Origin of the sequence: Rhodococcus sp. 21391, from assembly GCF_016772255.1 — a bacterium.
GTDB lineage: Bacteria > Actinomycetota > Actinomycetes > Mycobacteriales > Mycobacteriaceae > Rhodococcus_F > Rhodococcus_F opacus.
Genome location: NZ_CP063781.1, coordinates 1,614,343 through 1,630,638, shown reverse-complemented (window position 1 = coordinate 1,630,638; position 16,296 = coordinate 1,614,343). Strand labels below are relative to the sequence as shown.

The window sequence follows — 16,296 nt, the reverse complement described above, 5'->3', positions numbered from 1 at the left end:
GCAACCCCCGACTGCGGTCAGCGAGGTCGACACGACAGATGCTCTATTCGCCGCGTTCGGCGTGACGCTTGGCGAACGCCAGTTGCATTTCCCAGCCCTCGATATTGCCTTCGTAGGCGGCCGCGCGGCGCTCGGCATTCGGGTACAGGGCGGCGAATCCGGTCTCGACGACGCGGAGGAGCGTGCCGCCGTCCCGCTCCGACAGGAAGAACTCGACCAGGGTGGACGTGCCCTCCACGAGCGGCTGCGCGGGATCGTCTCCCCCACGGAACGAGACGTAGTGCGGTGCGTCGGACTTGACGGGAAGTATCGGGAAGCGCCCGTACGGGGGAAAGTCCACGACGAAGACGTCGCCTTCGCGTGTGGTGGTCGTCTTGCCGGGTTCGCCGTCGCCGATAAACCAGCCGGGTTCACTCACCAGCCGGAACACCCGCTCGATGGGGGCGTCGATCTGGATCTCGCGCTCGATCCTGTCCTGGGATGCGTCCGGAATGCTCATGATCATCCTCACCTCTCGCTGATGTGCTACCTCACGGTTGCACATCGGTGCCCAATTGCGCAACCTTCAGGTTGCACTAGCTGGGGGTGGGGGCAGGAAAGACGCGTCCGGGCGCCCGCCCGTCGCCGGAAGGCGAGGGGGCGGGCGCCCGGGGAACGTGTCAGCTGAAGTGCGCCAGCAGCGCGTCGCGCTGACGGTCGCCGAGGCCACGGAGGCGGCGCGTCGGAGCGATCTCCAGGTTGGCCATGATCTCCTGGGCCTTCACCTTGCCGATCTTCGGCAGGGCTTCCAGAATGGCGCTGACCTTCGTCTTTCCGATGATGTCGTCGACATCGGCCTTGGAAAGGACCTGCTTGAGGGTGATGTCACCGGACTTGAGCTTGTCCTTGAGCTCTGCGCGTGCCTTACGAGCGGCGGCGGCCTTCTCGAGAGCTGCTGCCCGCTGTTCGTCAGTGAGCTGGGGAAGTGCCACGATGTCTCCTTCATTCGGGGTACGTATCGAACACCGTAGCGAGAGAACCGCTACTTCACCGCATCCATCGGACGTGTCGCGCATCCTGTCCGATTCGACACGCCCCGGCTCACGGGTCCGATTGCGCGAAAAATGCCAGGACGCGGGCTGCGCCCTGTGTCATGCTCGACGTGTTCCGATCGGTTCACACGTCGAGTTCAGGAAGGACGTAGCGATGCGCGCACTGCCCGCAGCCCACGCAGCCCGGTTGCAGCCGTCACGCATGGGCGCCTCCTCCTTCCCCGCCGGCCGGCAAGGCGAACGCGGGATCATGCCCGCCCCGAAGACCCACCGCTCCACCCGACACGCCTGACTCGACCGCAGTCGCCCGGCGTGCCCCCACCGCCGCGAACCGACGACAGAACCGAGATCTCCCGTGAGGCACTTCTCCCGCAATCCGCCCGGCAGCACCCTCGACGCCCGCAGTTGGTCGCGCGCAAATGTGCTGGTCCTCAATGTCACGTACGAGGCCCTCTGCGAGATCCCCGCGGAGCGCGCCGTCGTGCTGATCAGCGTCGGTGCGGCCGAGACGGTCGCATATCGAGAGCCTCCGTTCCCGATTCGCTCGCAACACGTCGAGATCAGCCTGCCGCAGACCATTCGACTGCTGCGCTACGTCTACGTCCCGCACTCTGTGCTGGTGACCGACAGCAGCCGCGCGACGTTCGCGGGCGTGTTCCGCCGCGACCGCAATCGTTGCGGCTACTGCGCCGAGCCGGTCGCGACGACCATCGACCACGTGCTGCCGAGGAGCCGCGGCGGCCCGAACACGTGGGCCAACCTCGTGGCCTGCTGCGTCCCCTGCAACCAGCGAAAGGCCGATCGCACACCGGAGGAGGCGGGAATGCCGCTCCTCTGGGAGCCGAAGGCGCCCCGGCACATCGAAAAGGCGCAGCGGCAGATCTGGAGGGATCTCGCGGCGGTCTAGCCGCGAGATCCCCGCACCCGCCGCCACCCGACCGACCTTCTCCCGGGAAGGGGAGATTTCCCGATGACCGACGTCCTGGACACGACCCTGTCCACCCTGCTGCCTGCCTCCGACGACCCCACGGGCTGGGTTGACGCCGCGTGCCGCGCCGACCCCGAGCCGGACCGGTGGTTCCCGTTCCCGACGGAGGATTTCGCGTACGCGCGCGACGTCTGTCATCACTGCCCACTGCGGATGCGCTGTGAGCTGTTCGCCAGGGCCACCGGTCAGACCGGCGTGTGGGGTGGCAAGGAATTCGATCGGGGTCGCGAGAAGCGGACGTGAATCCGCCTCGGCGCGGCCCCGGTCCGCCGGCTACCGGCCCAGGATCTCGGGCAGCGCGACGTCCTCGCCCCGCACGTGCTCGGAGAGGAACGACAGCACCACCTGGTACCAGACCTTCGCGTTCTGCGGGGTGAGGATCCAGTGGTTCTCGTCCGGGAAGTAGAGGAAGCGGTGTTCGGTGCGACCGTCGTCGTCCGCGGGCAACCCCGACTCGGACAGCAGCTCGAACCACAGCCGCAACCCCTCGCCGATCGGTACGCGAAAGTCCTTGTCGCCGTGAATGACCAGCATCGGAGTCACGATGTCCGCGACGTACAGGTGCGGCGAATTCTCCACCGCCATCTCGGGCGTCATCTCCCGCTGCCAGTACCAGGCGGCGTCGGTGGTGGGGCCGAACTGGTCCAGCGCCCAGAGGCTGGCGTGGGTGACGATCGCCTTGAACCGGTCGGTGTGTCCGGCGATCCAGTTGGCCATGTAACCGCCGAACGATCCGCCCATCGCCGCGGTGCGCTTCTCGTCGATCTCCGGCAGGGCCACCGCGGCGTCGGTGATTGCCATGAGATCGGTGAACGGGGCCTTGCCCCACTTACCCCAGCCCCGCTCGACGAACTCCTGCCCGTAGCCGGTGGACAACGCCGGATCCGGGAGCAGCACGGCGTATCCCCGCGCGACCAGGAGCCACGGGTTCCATCGCCACGACCAGGTGTTCCACGAACCCAGGGGGCCGCCGTGCACCCACAGCGCGAGAGGCACCGGCGCGTGGGCGGAGGCGCCGGTCGGCACCGCGAGCCACGCGCGCAGCGCCGCGCCGTCGGCGGCGACCGTCTCGACCTCCGTGAGCGCGCCCGGCAGTTCGGGGAGGTCGGCGGGCGCCTTCAGCAGCGACACGGCACCGGTGGTGATGTCGATGCGCACCGGGTGCGGCGGCGCCGCGTACGACGCCCGCAGCGCGAACACCGTCGACCCGTCGGGGGCCACCTGCAGGTCGGTGTACGCGCAGTCGTCGGTCGTCACCCGAGTGGGGTCCGCGCCGTCACGGAGCAGGAAGATCGGTGCGCGCCCACGGTCGTCGGCGGTGACGAGGAGCCCAGAACCGTCGGACAGCCAGACCACGGACGTGGCCCACCGATCCCACCCGGGCGCCACCTCGGTGACGGTGCCACTGTCGAAGCTGTAGCGGTGCAGCGTGAATCGGGGCGCGGAGTCGGGGGTCGCATGCGATTCCCGCGTGAATACGACGTGCCGTCCGTCCGGGGAGATCACCGGGTCCGACAGATCGGCGTCGGCGTCGTCGACGAGGACCGTGCGCGCCCCCGTCTCGGTGTCGACGCGTACCAGGATGTTCCGGATCGACGCGAGCGGACCGGGAACCGTCCACGACGTCACGACGAACGCGCCGTCGTCGCTCAGCGCGTAGTTGGCCTCCCGCAGTGCCGGACCCGGCATCGGGGTGAGGTCGGTCAGCTCCGGCTCCTGCCCGTTCTCCGCGAGCGCGTCCAGTGGGGCGGACAGGAGGTGGGGCACGTCGGGACCGAGATCGTGGTCCCAGTAGCGGATCGGGTAGCCCGTGTGCAGGATCGCCGAGACCTTCTTCTCCTTGCGCTCGGTGCGCACCCGCTCGTCGTCGGCGGACTCGCCGGATCTCCCCAGAACCCCGGTGGTCACGACGAAACGCGGCGCGCACCGTGCGGCGCGCACCCCGGTGATGCCGCCGCCTCGGCGCGCGACGACCACCGCCTCGCCGCCCCGCGCGGGCAGTCGCCACAGGTCGTCGGGAAGGTCGTCCTCGTCCTGCGTCGGACGGGAGGACGTGAAGAGGAGATCGCCGTCGCTGGTGAACGTCGGGTTGGACTCCCCGCTGCGGCCACGGGTGAGCCGGTGCGCCGCGAACTCGCCGGTGGGATCGATCTCCCACAGGGCGGTGACGTACTTCGTCGCCTTCTCGCCGAGCGTCGACTGCGCCACGACGAGCCTTCGCCCGTCCGCGGACAGCGCGAGGCTTCCGATGCGGCCGAGCGCGAGGTAGTCGTCGAGGTCGTCGAAAGGAGTTCCGGCGTGGAGTTCAGGAATCGCGGTCACGAGTCGTTGGTATCACGAACCGGGCCCACACCGTCGGACATCCGCGTCTCAGGCGAGCAGGGGCACGACCCGCGGCGGGATCTCGTTCAATGCGTACGGCAGGCTCAATACGGTGCTCCACGCCATCGCCTCGGCGGCGGCGTCCTCGAGCGTGATCGTGCGTCCGGCCTTCACCACCTCGAGTTCCTGATAGATCGGCGTCTTGTCGAGTTCCGCGCGCAGCTTGTCGCCGTAGCCGCCGCCCGCGTACCAGACGAGGAGGTCGACGTTCGCGAGCGACAGCTGCTCCGTGCTGATCTCGGCGAAGTTGCCGGTGATCTGCTCCGTCACAGGGGGGTTCACGAAGCCGAGTTCGGTGAAGAAGCGGACCTTCGGGTCCTCCGGGCCGTACACACCGAACTGCCCCGGACCCTTGAGCGCGCCGACGAGGACGGTCTTTCCCGCGAACGCCGGGTTGGCGGCCCGGACGTCGTCGAATTGCGTCTCGACGGAGGATACGAGCTCGGCCGCCTTGTCCTTCTTGCCGAGCGCGTCGCCGAGGATCCTCGTCTGGTCCTGCCACGGAACACCGTAGTCGGCGAAGTCCGCGGGCTGCGCCACCGTCGGCGCGATGGCGCTCAGCTTGTCGTACTGGGCCTGGGTGAGGCCGGAGTAGGTGCCGACCACCAGGTCCGGGGCGACGGCCGCGACCTTCTCGAAGTCGATGTTGGTGGACGCTGTGCCCACGATCTCGGGCTGCGCGTCACCGAGGAGGTCCTGCGCCCACGGCCACACGCCGTAGGGGTAGTCGCCGTACCAGTCGAACGTGCCGGCCAGCGTGCCGCCGAGCGCGAGGATCGTGTCCTGGTCGTTGTAGCCCACACTGACGATGCGCTGCGGGTCGGTCGGCACCTGGGTTTCGCCGTACTTGTGGGCGATGACGGGGCCCGACGGCTCGCTGCCGGAGCCGTCGCCGTCCGAGCTGCTGCAGGCCGCGGCGAACGCGAGCAGCGCTCCCCCGGTGCCCACGAGGAATCCGCGTCGGCTCAGGCCGATCCTCTGTTGACCCATGTTCATGCGGCGACCCTCTCGTCTACCAGGTACTACGATCCACTTAGGTAAGGCTTGCCGAGCTTAGCCTAAGGGGTCGCGGACGGGTTCCCGCCACATCGCCCACACCGTGGGCCCGCCGTCCGGGATCCGGATCTCGCCGGTGACGTCGAAGCCGAATCGCTGGTAGTAGGAGATGTTGTCTTCCTTGCTGGACTCCAGATACGCCGGGAGCCCCTCGGCGTCACAACGGTCCAGCCGCGACCGCAACAGCGCCTTCCCGTAGCCGCCGCCCCGTCCCGCGCTCGACGTTCCGATCGTCGCCAGATACCAGTGCACGGGATCGACCGGGTGTGCGTCCTCGACGGTTCCGCTCACCGCGGCCCCGACGCCCAGCCGGGAGCCGAACGCGCGGACCAGCCCCGGCAGGCTGCGGAGCGACGACAACGTGGACTGCTTCCAGCCACCGGGCGGATCCCACATGGCGGCCCCACGAACCACGCCGTCGTCGCCCTCGGCCAATTCGGCTCCGCCCCCGGCGAGATGGTGATGGCGGATCTCCACCGCGAACAGTCTCGGCAGGCCGCGCCGCCGGCGGTCGGGATCCGGCCACATCCACACCATCACGGGGTCGTCGAAGAACGCGTCGGCCAGGACGCGCGACAGTTCCGGGATGTCGGATCCGGTCGCAGCACGCACGCTCACACCCATGCCCAGAGGGTACGGGCACACTCCTTCGAATTGGTGCAGAAGTCCGTGATGGCGGGGACACCGATGCTCGGCGCGGTGTCGGCGCCGTCCTCGCCGGCCGTCGACCTGGCACTGGAATCCGGCACGACGCTCGTCGGCTTCCTCCGCGGGGAGTCGATGAACGTCTATGCCGGAGCCCAGCGCGTGAAGACCGGGGCCTGAGCGGGCCCTAGACGGTGGCGTCGACGAGGAGCTTCGCGCCGGTGGCCGCCTGGACGTCCTCGACGCTGTGGCCGGGAGCGGTCTCGACGAGCCGCAGGCCATCGGGGGTGACGTCGATGACGGCGAGATCGGTGACGATCTTCTGCACGCAGCGCTTGCCGGTGTACGGCAGCGTGCACTCCTCGAGGATCTTGTGCTCACCCTTCTTGGTGACGTGATCCATCATCACGATGACCTTGCCCGCGCCGTGGACGAGGTCCATCGCGCCGCCCATGCCCTTGACCATGGCGCCCGGGACCATCCAGTTGGACAGGTCGCCGTGGCTGCTGACCTGCATGGCGCCGAGAACGGCCACGTCCACGCTGCCGCCGCGGATCATCGAGAAGGAGTCGGAGGAGGAGAAGAACGCGCCGCCGGGGACCACGGTGATGGTCTCCTTGCCCGCGTTGATCAGTTCGGGATCGACCTCGTCGTCGGTCGGGTACGGCCCGACGCCGAGGATGCCGTTCTCCGAGTGCAGGATGACGTCCTTGCCGGCCGGGATGTGACCGGGGATCAGGGTGGGCATTCCGATGCCGAGGTTCACATACTGCCCATCCTCCAGCTCGGCCGCGACCCGGGCCGCCATCTCGTCACGCGTCCAGCTCATGCCCGCACCGTCCTGTTCTCGATTCCCGTTTCTTGCTTGCCGACCTCGACCACACGCTGGACGAAGATGCCGGGGGTGTGCACCTCGGCGGGGTCGATCTCGCCGGGCTCGACGAGGTACTCGACCTGCGCGATGGTGATGCGACCGGCGCCGGCGGCGTCCGGGTTGAAGTTTCGGGCCGTCTCCCGGTACACGAGGTTGCCGAGGCGGTCACCCTTCCACGCGTGGACCAGCGCGAAGTCGGTTCGGATGGCGCGTTCGAGGACGAAGGCCTCCCCGTCGAACTCGCGGGTCTCCTTGGGCTTGCTCGCCACCGCGATGCCGCCCTGGCCGTCGTAGCGGATCGGCAGACCGCCGTCGGCGACCTGCGTCCCGACACCGGCGGGGGTGTAGAAGGCGGGGATGCCCGCTCCCCCGGCGCGCATGCGCTCGGCAAGCGTGCCCTGCGGAGTGAGCTCGACCTCGAGCTCCCCGCTGAGGTACTGCCGCGCGAATTCCTTGTTGGCGCCGACGTACGAGCTGATCGTGCGCCGGATCCGGTGCTGCTCGAGGAGCAGACCCAGACCGAAACCGTCGGTGCCGCAGTTGTTGCTGACCGTCTCGAGGTCGGTGGCACCTTGTGCGAGGAGGGCGTCGATGAGGACCGAGGGGATACCGACGAGGCCGAAGCCGCCCACCGCGAGGGACGCTCCGTCGGGGACATCGGCAACGGCCTCGGCCGCCGTTGCGAAGACTTTGTTGACCATGTGACCCAGGCTACCGCAAAATGTTCGAGTAGTGAACACCCATCCACATTGCGAACAAATTACGCCCTGCCTGTTGGCCCCATCACAGAACGCGACTACTATGTGCGAATAGCGGCCGACTGTTCACATCGAGAACGTGAGGATCTTTTTCCATGCTGCATCTGCCAGCCCACCACCACGCCGGGCACGAAGCGAATGCCCCGCTGCTGTTCCCCGAGTACAAGACGACTCGGCTGCGCAGCCCCAAGAACGATCTGATCCTGGTCCCGCAGCGACTCGGCGAGATCACCGGTCCGGTCTTCGGCGACGCCGACATCGCCAAGGGCGAGAACGACATGACCCACGCCAACGGCGGCGAGGCCCAGGGACAGCGCATCATCGTCCACGGCCGCGTCCTCGACAGTGCGGGCAAACCCATCCCCGACACCCTCATCGAGGTGTGGCAGGCCAACGCCGGAGGCCGCTACCGCCACAAGATGGACTCCTGGCCGGCCCCGCTCGACCCCCACTTCAACGGTGTCGCCCGCTGCCTGACCGACAAGCACGGCCACTACGAGTTCACGACCATCAAGCCCGGCGCCTACCCGTGGGGCAACCACCACAACGCGTGGCGGCCCGCGCACATCCACTTCTCCCTGTTCGGTCAGGCGTTCACCCAGCGGCTGGTCACGCAGATGTACTTCCCGGACGATCCGTTCTTCTTCCAGGACCCGATCTACAACTCCGTACCCGAAGCCGCCCGCGAGCGGATGATCAGCACGTTCGACTACGACCACACCCGCGACAACTGGGCCGTCGGATTCAAGTTCGACATCGTCCTGCGCGGTCAGGACGCCACCCCGTTCGAGGACACGCCGTTCAACAAGACGGAGGGCCACTGATGATCGACACCCAGAACCCCGACGCCCCCCGCTACCCGGTCTTCGCCAAGAGCCAGGACGAGGTGCCGTTCGGCGTCACCCCGTCCCAGACCGTCGGCCCGTACGTCCACATCGGCCTGTTCCCCACGTGGGAGAACAGCGGCGAGGCCGTCCCCGAGGATGCGCCGGGACGAATCGACGTGTCCTTCAACGTCATCGACGGCGCCGGACAGCCCATCGGCGACGCGATGATCGAAACCTGGCAGGCGGATGCGGCCGGCCGGTTCAACAGCCCGACCGATCCCCGCGGTGCCGCCGAGGCGACCCCCGCCGGATTCCGCAGCCTGGCACGCGTGTTCGCCGACGAGAGCGGCACGATCGTGGTGCACACGGTCAAGCCGGGCGCACTTCCCGCCGAGGACGGCGCCGTCGAGGCTCCGCACATCAACGTCGGACTGTTCGCCCGCGGCATGCTCGAGCGGCTGTACACGCGGCTCTACTTCCCCGAGGACACGGACGCGCACGCATCGGACCCCGTGCTCTCCGCCGTCCCGGAAGCAGATCGCCCCAAGCTGATCGCGGAGAAGACGGATCGCGGATACCACCTGACGATCCACGTGCAGAACACAGAAGGACGGGAAACGCCGTTCTTCGCCCTGTAACCGTTCACAACCCAGAAAGGTGTCGCGCGTGAACTCTCCGGAGCCTTCCCGGGGTGCCCTGTTCGATCCGACGTTCGGTGCCGGCGAGTTGTCGGCACTGCTCTCGGACTGGGCGTGGGTCACCGCGATGGTCGAGGTCGAGGCCGCACTGGCCCGGGCGGAAGCGAAATGCGACGTCATCCCCGCCGCGTCCGCCGACGCCATTTCGTCGGTGTTCGCGCGCGTCGTCGCCGAGGGATCCGTGGATGTGGGCGCCCTCGGCGAGGCGGCCGCAGCGGGGGGTAATCCCGTGATCCCGCTGGTGAAACTGCTCCGCGGCGAGGTCTCTGCCGCCGATCTCGGAGTGCCCGGAAGCCATGTGCACAAGGGCGCCACGAGTCAGGACATTCTCGACACCGCCCTGATGCTGCTGTGCCGCCGGTCGGGGGCGCACGTCCTGGCGTCCCTCGACGAGGCGGTGCTGTGCGCCGAGGCGCTCGCACGGGCCCAGCGCGACACCCCGATCGCCGGCCGCACACTCGGCCAGCAGGCCCTCCCCACCACGTTCGGCGTGCTCGCCGCCGGGTGGATGACGGCGTTGCACAGGGCGTCTCGCGCGCTGTTCGACGCACTGGACGGCCTCCCCGTGCAACTGGGAGGTGCGGCCGGCACGTCCGCTGCACTCCACCCGCACGGCCTCGACGTCGCCGACGTGCTCGCCGACGAACTCGGGCTGGCACGTCAGGACGTGCCCTGGCACACCGATCGCACCCGCATCGCACTGCTCGCGTCGGCGCTCGGAACGGCCGCGGGCGCGGTGTCCAAGATCGCCACCGACATCGTGTTCCTGTCGTCCACCGAGGTCGGCGAGGTCAGCGAAGGGTCACCCGGCGGTTCGTCGGCCATGCCGCACAAGCGCAATCCGGTCGCCGCGATCGCGGCCCGCGCCGCGGCCCGCCGCACCCCGGGACTCGTCGCGACGATCCTCGGCTCGATGGATCACGAGCAGCAGCGCGCCGCGGGTGCCTGGCACGCCGAGTGGGAAACGCTCACGGACCTGCTGCGCCTCACCGGCGGAGCCGTCGCGCGCATCGCCGACTCGCTCGGCGGACTGAACGTCCACCCCGATGCGATGGCCCGCAACCTCGACATCACCGGCGGCCTGCTCCTCGCGGAACGAGTCACCGGCGCCCTGTCCGCCCGCACCGACAACGCGCGCGACCTCGTGACCGCCGCGTGCGAGACCGGAAGCCCTCTCGACGAGGATCCGGGGCTCCTCGAATACCTGCAGGCGGACGAGATCCGCGCCCTGCTCGACCCCGCCGGATACCTCGGCCACGCCCACGACATCGTCGACCGCGCACTGGAGACAGTGGCCCGCGGCCGGGAAGGAACGCGATGACAGTCGCACTCGCACACGAAATCTCCGGACCCCGAAACGGCGCGGCGGACGCCCCCGTCGTGGTCCTGCTCGGATCGCTCGGTTCCAACCGGTCCATGTGGGACCCGCAGATCGCGGCGCTGTCCGACGAATGCCGGGTGGTCGCCGTCGATCAACGCGGCCACGGCGAGTCACCGGCACCGGACGGCCCGTACTCCGTCCGCGACCTGTCCGAGGACGTTCTCGCCCTGCTCGACTCGCTCGGCGTGGACGCCGCCCACTTCGTCGGACTGTCCATGGGCGGTGCGATCGCCCAGTGGCTCGGCGCGCACACTCCGCGCCGGGTGCTGTCCCTGTCGCTGCTGTGCACCGCCGCGAAATTCGGTGAACCGCAGGCTTGGACCGAGCGGGCCGCGGCATCGCGCACCGACGGTCCGGAGTCGCTCGCGGACGCCGTTGTCGCCCGGTGGTTCAGCGAGGGGCTCGCCAAGCGTGATCCGGAATTCGTCCGGCACTACCGCGAGATGATCGCGTCGACGTCCCCCGAGGGATACGCCGCGTGCTGCGACGCCCTCGCGGACTGGGATTTCACCGCCGACCTGTCCCGCATCAGCGCGCCGACGCTGGTGATCGCGGGTGAGGAGGATCCGTCCACCCCGCCGTCGGTCATGCAGATCCTCGCGGACGGCATCACCGGTGCCCGGTTCGAGGTACTCTCCCCCGCCGCCCACGTCGCGAACCTCGAGCAGGCAGGCGCCGTCACGGCGCTGCTGCGCGAACACATCGCCGGCGGCGGGTACGCGCGCGGACGTCGCGCCGCGCACGCACAGGGAATGACGGTGCGCCGCTCGGTTCTCGGCGACGCGCACGTGGATCGCTCCGTGGCGGGAACCACCGACTTCACGGCACCGTTCCAGGACTTCATCACCCGCACCGCGTGGGGCGACATCTGGTCGCGCCCCGGACTGGACCACGAGTTGCGGCGGCTGCTCACGATCGCCGTCCTCACCGCGGTCGGAAACGAGCACGAACTCGACATGCACATCCGCGCCGCCCTCCGCGCGGGTGTCGACGCCGACACCATCGGTGAGGTGCTCCTGCACACCGCCGTCTACGCCGGAGTGCCCAACAGCAATCTCGGGTTCGCGCTCGGCAAACAGGCCCTCGCCGACCTGTCCTCCACCGACACCGGGGCCACGGAGGAGAATTCGCAGACATGACCGCTACCGAACCGACGGAGAAGATCCTCCCGTCCCCCGACTACGTGCAGTCGCTGGCCCGGGGCCTCGCCGTGATCCGCTGCTTCGACAACCGGAATCAGCGGCGCACGCTCAGTGACGTCGCCCGCGCCACCGACCTGACCCGCGCCACCGCACGCCGATTTCTGCTCACCCTCGTCGAGCTCGGCTACGTGGCCACGGACGGTTCCGCGTTCTGGCTCACCCCGCGGGTCCTCGAACTCGGATACAGCTACCTGTCGAGCCTGTCGCTGCCGGAGGTCGCGCAGCCGCACCTCGAGAGGCTGAGCCACAAGGTCCACGAGTCGTCGTCGGTGTCGATCCTCGACGGTGCCGACATCGTCTACGTCGCCCGGGTGCCCGTCAGCCGGATCATGACGGTGGGCATCACCATCGGTACCCGGCTCCCCGCGTACGCCACCTCGATGGGCCGGGTCCTGCTGGCGGGACTGCCCGACGACGAACTCGACGCCTACCTCGAGAAGCTCGACATCCAGCGGCTCACCGAACGCACGATCACGGCCCGCGACGACCTGAAGGCTGCGATTCTCGCGGTCCGCGCGGACGGTATCTGCGTTCTCGACCAGGAACTCGAGGCAGGCCTGCGGTCGATGGCCGCCCCGATCCGCAACGCCTCCGGGCTGACCGTCGCCGCGGTGAACATCTCCACTCCGGCCGCGCGATACAGCCTCGAGGATCTGCATTCCGATCTCATCCCGTCGCTGCGGGTCACCGCAACCGACATCGAACAGGACCTCGCCACCGTCAATCGCTGACGCAGTGCCCGAGGAAACTTCATGAAAGGTCTTTCCATGCGTGACGTCGTCATCTGCGAGCCCCTGCGAACGCCGGTCGGGCGCTTCGGCGGAGTGTTCAAGGACATCACCCCCCAGAGCCTCGCGGCCACCGTCATCACGGCGCTCGTCGAACGCACCGGCATCGAGGGCAGCCAGATCGACGACGTCATCCTGGGCCAGGCGTCCCCGGGCGGGGAAGCCCCGGCCATCGGCCGGATCGCGGCCCTCGACGCCGGACTCGGCATCGACGTCCCCGGCATGCAGGTGGATCGCCGCTGCGGATCCGGTCTGCAAGCCGTCATCACCGCAGTGCTTCAGGTGGCGTCCGGCGGCAACGACCTCGTCCTCGCCGGTGGCGCCGAATCCATGAGCCAGGCCGAGTTCTACACCAACCCGAACATCCGCTGGGGCGTCAAGGGCGAAGGGGTGCAACTCGCGGACCGGCTCGCCCGCGCCCGGGTCACCGCCGGCGGTGCGAACTTCCCCGTGCCCGGCGGCATGATCGAGACCGCCGAGAACCTGCGCGCCGAGTTCGACATCAGCCGTGAGGACCAGGACGCGCTCGCCGTGCAGTCGCACCAGCGTGCCGTCGCCGCACAGGAATCGGGACGCTTCGCCGAGGAGATCGTCGGAGTGACGGTGCCGCAACGCAAGTCGGACCCGCTCGTCGTCGACAAGGACGAGCACCCCCGCGCCGACACCACGGTGGAGTCGCTGTCGAAGCTCCGCGCCATCCGCTCCAAAATCGACTCCGCCTCCACCGTCACCGCAGGCAACGCCAGCGGGCAGAACGACGGTGCCGCCGTGTGCATCGTGACGACCGCCGAAAAGGCGAAGGAACTCGGACTGAAGCCCCTCGCCCGCATGGCGTCCTGGGCCGTGGCCGGCGTCCCGCCGCGCACCATGGGCATCGGCCCGGTGCCCGCTACGGAGAAGGCCCTCGGTCAGCTCGGACTGTCGCTGTCCGACATGGGGGTCATCGAACTGAACGAGGCCTTCGCCGCACAGACCCTCGCCGTCCTGCGCAGCTGGGACCTCGCCCCCACCGACGGACGCCTCAACCCCAACGGATCCGGCATCTCCCTCGGACACCCCGTCGGCGCCACCGGCGGCCGCATTCTCGCCACCCTCCTGCGGGAGATGGACCGTCGCGAATCCCGCTACGGGCTCGAGACCATGTGCATCGGCGGCGGCCAGGGACTGGCCGCGGTGTTCGAGCGGGTCTGATCCAGCGCCTCGAATGCACGCATCGGCGGGCAGGCTCGTGCCTGCCCGCCGATGCCCATTCGGGGCCGAGGATGGACGTCCACGGCTGCCACGGAGCAGTCGGGCTCTCACAGCCGGTGTAATTCGACGTCGACGAGTTCACCGTCGCGGACGGTGGCGGTCATGTACGTGCAGTGCGGCTGCCGTCGCCGATCCGTCGGTGATCCCGGGTTCAGCAGTCGCAGTCCGGTTTCCGTGGTGGTGTCCCAGGGAATGTGGCTGTGCCCGAAGATCAGGACGTCGGTGTCCGGGTAGGCGGCCGACATCCGTTTCTCCCTGCCGGCGGAGGCCCCGGTCTCGTGCACGACGGTGATGCGCACCCCGGCCAGGCTCACGTCCGCCCGCTCGGGCATCAGGGCGCGCAGTTCGTCGCCGTCGTTGTTGCCCCAGCACGCCACGAGCCGCGCCGATCGCGCCTGCAAGGCCTCGAAAGTGGGGAGATCGACCCAGTCGCCGGCGTGGATCACCACGTCGGCGCGGTCGACCTCGTCCCACACCCGGGCGGGCAGGTCTCGTGCCCGCTTCGGGACATGGGTGTCGGCCAGCAGCAATAACCTCACGGTCACAGTCTGCGCGAATCCGCACCCTTTCTCTGCATCCGCACCCGTTTTCGCGAAAAGCGGTGCGGGTGCAGAAATGGGGTGCAGGTGCTTTACGCGCCGGCGAGCGCGGCGGCGTCCTCTGCCTGCAACAGCAGACCCATGTGCTCACGCATCCGCTGGGCGTCCGGCTCGAGGCCGGTGAAGATCCGGAAGGAGTCGACGGCCTGACCGATGGTCATGCCGATTCCGCTGAGAGTCCGGGCGCCGATCTCGCGGGCGCGGCGGAGGAGTTCGGTTTCGGCGGGACGGTAGACGACGTCCGCGACCCACAGGTCGGGGCGCAGCAGCGCGGCGTCGAGTGCCATGCCGGGGTGGGCCGCCATGCCGATCGGCGTCGCGTGGATGAGGCCCTGGGCCGCACCGACGGCGGCGGGAACGGCGGAGAGGTCGCCGGCAGCGATTTCCCGGTCCGGGAACAGTTCGGCGAGCGAATCGCGCAGATCCTTCGAGCGCGCGGCGTCGGCGTCGATGATCGTGAAGTGTCCGACACCCCGGGTCAGCGCGGCATAGGCGACGGCCGCGCCGGCCCCACCGGCCCCGAGTTGCACGACGCGGTTCATGGGCGCGCCTTCGAGACCCTCGTCCATGTTGCGCGCGAATCCGGACCAGTCGGTGTTGTGGCCGATCAGGCGCCCGCCGTCGATGTGGACCGTGTTGACCGCGCCGAGCTTGCGGGCGTCGTCGGAGAGGTCGTCGAGCAGCGGAATGACGGCCTGCTTGCACGGGTGCGTGATGTTGAGCCCGTTGAACCCGAGGAGCTTGGCGGCCGAGAGGAGCTGCGGCAGTCCCTCGACGCCCACGCCCAACGTGTCGAGGTCGAGGATCCGGTAGACGTACCCGACGCCCTGCACGCGACCCTCGGCCTCGTGGAGCGGCGGGGTCAGCGATTTCGAGATCCCGGTGCCGATCAGACCGCACAGGTACGACGGGCGAGCGGTGGGGGCATCGAGGTCACGAGAGGTCATGGCGATCACTTCCGGGAGAGGGCTGGGAGCTAATTAACTATCTAGTGAGTTATGTCACGGTAGCATACCTCCATACCGCGCGGAAGACAGCACAGGCAGGAGTTTCACCGATGACACGAAGCGAGACGACGGGCGCGACCTCCGAGAAGGAAACGGTCAAACGGACCCGTAACCCCGAGAAGACCCGGGAGAACATCCTGCGGGTGGCAATGACGGAATTCGCCGACAAGGGCCTGACCGGGGCCCGCATCGACGAGATCGCGGCGAAGACCGCCACCACGAAGCGGATGCTCTACTACTACTTCGGCGACAAGGAGGGGCTGTACCGGGCAGTGCTGCAGCGGGCCTACGAGGAGATCCGCTACGAGGAGTCCCAGCTCGACGTCGACCACCTCGAACCGACCGAGGCGATCCGCGCGCTCGCCGAGCTGACGTTCGACCATCACGAGGCCCACCCGGACTTCATCCGTCTCGTCGCGATCGAGAACACGAATCGCGGCGCCAACCTCGTCCAGGCCGAGGGGCTCCCCGAGACGCAGGCTCCGGCGATTCGCACGCTCGAGCGGATCCTCCAGCGAGGACAGGAGGCGGGCATCTTCCGCACCGACACGACGGCGCTCGACATCCACATGCTCATCAGCTCGTACTGCGTCTTCCGGGTGGCGAATCGGTACACGTTCAAGGCGCTGTTCGACTGGGATCTCACCGGCGCGGAGAACCGCCCCCACCTGCGCGCAATGATCGGCGACGTCGTCCTGGCGTACCTGCAGCAGCCCGGGAAAGTATGAACTAACCATTTCGACCATTATTGACTCGAGGCTGTGACCGGGGTTACCTTGCTTCTACGACCTACGAACACCTGCTCTTCC

General features: G+C 68.7%; 19 protein-coding genes and 1 pseudogene. 11 read left to right on the top strand and 9 right to left on the bottom strand.

What is annotated here, in order from left to right:
- Positions 1 to 43: 43 nt before the first annotated feature.
- Both GO592_RS07690 and mihF read right to left on the bottom strand, forming a co-directional pair.
- Complete coding sequence (locus tag GO592_RS07690; RefSeq protein WP_039952350.1) at positions 44 to 505, bottom strand: SRPBCC family protein; 462 nt, start codon at positions 503 to 505, stop codon at positions 44 to 46.
- Positions 506 to 659: 154 nt separating this feature from the next.
- On the bottom strand, positions 660 to 971 hold the full coding sequence (mihF, locus tag GO592_RS07685; protein WP_005248100.1) for an integration host factor, actinobacterial type: 312 nt from the start codon (positions 969 to 971) through the stop codon (positions 660 to 662).
- 214 nt (positions 972 to 1,185) lie between these two features.
- On the opposite strand from mihF, the gene GO592_RS07680 reads away from it, so the two are divergent.
- The 3 genes from GO592_RS07680 (at position 1,186) to GO592_RS07670 (ending at position 2,262) form a co-directional block, all read left to right on the top strand.
- Positions 1,186 to 1,323, top strand: coding sequence for a hypothetical protein (locus GO592_RS07680; RefSeq protein WP_157234308.1), 138 nt, complete (start codon positions 1,186 to 1,188; stop codon positions 1,321 to 1,323).
- Positions 1,324 to 1,386: 63 nt separating this feature from the next.
- A complete protein-coding gene (locus tag GO592_RS07675) occupies positions 1,387 to 1,938 on the top strand; it encodes an HNH endonuclease (RefSeq protein WP_007299452.1) in 552 nt (183 codons plus the stop codon).
- Positions 1,939 to 2,001: 63 nt separating this feature from the next.
- The gene (locus tag GO592_RS07670; protein ID WP_005567603.1) at positions 2,002 to 2,262 is read left to right on the top strand and encodes a WhiB family transcriptional regulator; all 261 of its coding nucleotides are present in this window, start codon (positions 2,002 to 2,004) and stop codon (positions 2,260 to 2,262) included.
- Positions 2,263 to 2,292: 30 nt separating this feature from the next.
- On the opposite strand, the gene GO592_RS07665 is transcribed toward GO592_RS07670, so the two are convergent.
- From GO592_RS07665 to GO592_RS07655, 3 genes are read right to left on the bottom strand one after another with little or no spacing between them, the layout of a single operon-like run.
- On the bottom strand, positions 2,293 to 4,341 hold the full coding sequence (locus tag GO592_RS07665) for a S9 family peptidase (protein WP_007299451.1): 2,049 nt from the start codon (positions 4,339 to 4,341) through the stop codon (positions 2,293 to 2,295).
- Positions 4,342 to 4,389: 48 nt separating this feature from the next.
- The gene (locus GO592_RS07660) at positions 4,390 to 5,397 is read right to left on the bottom strand and encodes an iron-siderophore ABC transporter substrate-binding protein (protein WP_007299450.1); all 1,008 of its coding nucleotides are present in this window, start codon (positions 5,395 to 5,397) and stop codon (positions 4,390 to 4,392) included.
- A 57-nt stretch (positions 5,398 to 5,454) separates the two neighbouring features.
- Positions 5,455 to 6,081: a GNAT family N-acetyltransferase gene (locus tag GO592_RS07655; RefSeq protein ID WP_007299449.1), complete on the bottom strand. Its 627-nt coding sequence runs from the start codon at positions 6,079 to 6,081 to the stop codon at positions 5,455 to 5,457.
- Positions 6,082 to 6,102: 21 nt separating this feature from the next.
- Here GO592_RS07655 and GO592_RS07650 point away from each other — a divergent pair.
- Positions 6,103 to 6,282, top strand: a pseudogene (locus GO592_RS07650) (formate dehydrogenase accessory sulfurtransferase FdhD); the annotation flags it as partial.
- A 7-nt stretch (positions 6,283 to 6,289) separates the two neighbouring features.
- Here GO592_RS07650 and GO592_RS07645 read toward each other — a convergent pair.
- Together GO592_RS07645 and GO592_RS07640 are read right to left on the bottom strand one after the other, a co-directional pair.
- On the bottom strand, positions 6,290 to 6,931 hold the full coding sequence (locus GO592_RS07645) for a 3-oxoacid CoA-transferase subunit B (RefSeq protein ID WP_005570063.1): 642 nt from the start codon (positions 6,929 to 6,931) through the stop codon (positions 6,290 to 6,292).
- On the bottom strand, positions 6,928 to 7,677 hold the full coding sequence (locus GO592_RS07640) for a CoA transferase subunit A (RefSeq protein WP_005248111.1): 750 nt from the start codon (positions 7,675 to 7,677) through the stop codon (positions 6,928 to 6,930). Before GO592_RS07640 ends, GO592_RS07645 begins: the two co-directional genes overlap by 4 nt.
- Positions 7,678 to 7,829: 152 nt before the next feature.
- Between GO592_RS07640 and pcaH the strand changes: the two genes are divergently transcribed.
- From pcaH to GO592_RS07610, 6 genes are read left to right on the top strand one after another with little or no spacing between them, the layout of a single operon-like run.
- A complete protein-coding gene (gene pcaH, locus GO592_RS07635) occupies positions 7,830 to 8,558 on the top strand; it encodes a protocatechuate 3,4-dioxygenase subunit beta (RefSeq protein ID WP_007299447.1) in 729 nt (242 codons plus the stop codon).
- A complete protein-coding gene (gene pcaG / locus GO592_RS07630) occupies positions 8,558 to 9,199 on the top strand; it encodes a protocatechuate 3,4-dioxygenase subunit alpha (protein ID WP_005261317.1) in 642 nt (213 codons plus the stop codon). The genes pcaH and pcaG overlap by 1 nt, the downstream gene beginning before the upstream one ends.
- Before the next feature lie 28 nt (positions 9,200 to 9,227).
- On the top strand, positions 9,228 to 10,580 hold the full coding sequence (pcaB, locus tag GO592_RS07625; protein WP_007299446.1) for a 3-carboxy-cis,cis-muconate cycloisomerase: 1,353 nt from the start codon (positions 9,228 to 9,230) through the stop codon (positions 10,578 to 10,580).
- Positions 10,577 to 11,779 carry a bifunctional 3-oxoadipate enol-lactonase/4-carboxymuconolactone decarboxylase PcaDC gene (gene pcaDC, locus GO592_RS07620; protein ID WP_005261319.1) on the top strand — a complete coding sequence of 401 codons (1,203 nt, stop codon included), beginning with the start codon at positions 10,577 to 10,579 and terminating at the stop codon, positions 11,777 to 11,779. Before pcaB ends, pcaDC begins: the two co-directional genes overlap by 4 nt.
- The gene (locus GO592_RS07615; RefSeq protein WP_005261320.1) at positions 11,776 to 12,573 is read left to right on the top strand and encodes an IclR family transcriptional regulator; all 798 of its coding nucleotides are present in this window, start codon (positions 11,776 to 11,778) and stop codon (positions 12,571 to 12,573) included. Before pcaDC ends, GO592_RS07615 begins: the two co-directional genes overlap by 4 nt.
- A 36-nt stretch (positions 12,574 to 12,609) precedes the next feature.
- Positions 12,610 to 13,821, top strand: a complete 1,212-nt coding sequence (locus tag GO592_RS07610; protein ID WP_007299445.1) for an acetyl-CoA C-acetyltransferase — start codon at positions 12,610 to 12,612, stop codon at positions 13,819 to 13,821.
- 107 nt (positions 13,822 to 13,928) lie between these two features.
- Here GO592_RS07610 and GO592_RS07605 read toward each other — a convergent pair whose 3' ends face one another.
- Positions 13,929 to 14,420: a metallophosphoesterase family protein gene (locus GO592_RS07605; protein ID WP_007299444.1), complete on the bottom strand. Its 492-nt coding sequence runs from the start codon at positions 14,418 to 14,420 to the stop codon at positions 13,929 to 13,931.
- Positions 14,421 to 14,512: 92 nt separating this feature from the next.
- Positions 14,513 to 15,427, bottom strand: coding sequence for a shikimate dehydrogenase (locus tag GO592_RS07600; protein ID WP_005562852.1), 915 nt, complete (start codon positions 15,425 to 15,427; stop codon positions 14,513 to 14,515).
- A 110-nt stretch (positions 15,428 to 15,537) separates the two neighbouring features.
- On the opposite strand from GO592_RS07600, the gene GO592_RS07595 reads away from it, so the two are divergent.
- Positions 15,538 to 16,215, top strand: a complete 678-nt coding sequence (locus GO592_RS07595) for a TetR family transcriptional regulator (RefSeq protein WP_005261325.1) — start codon at positions 15,538 to 15,540, stop codon at positions 16,213 to 16,215.
- The last annotated feature ends 81 nt before the right edge of the window (positions 16,216 to 16,296 follow it).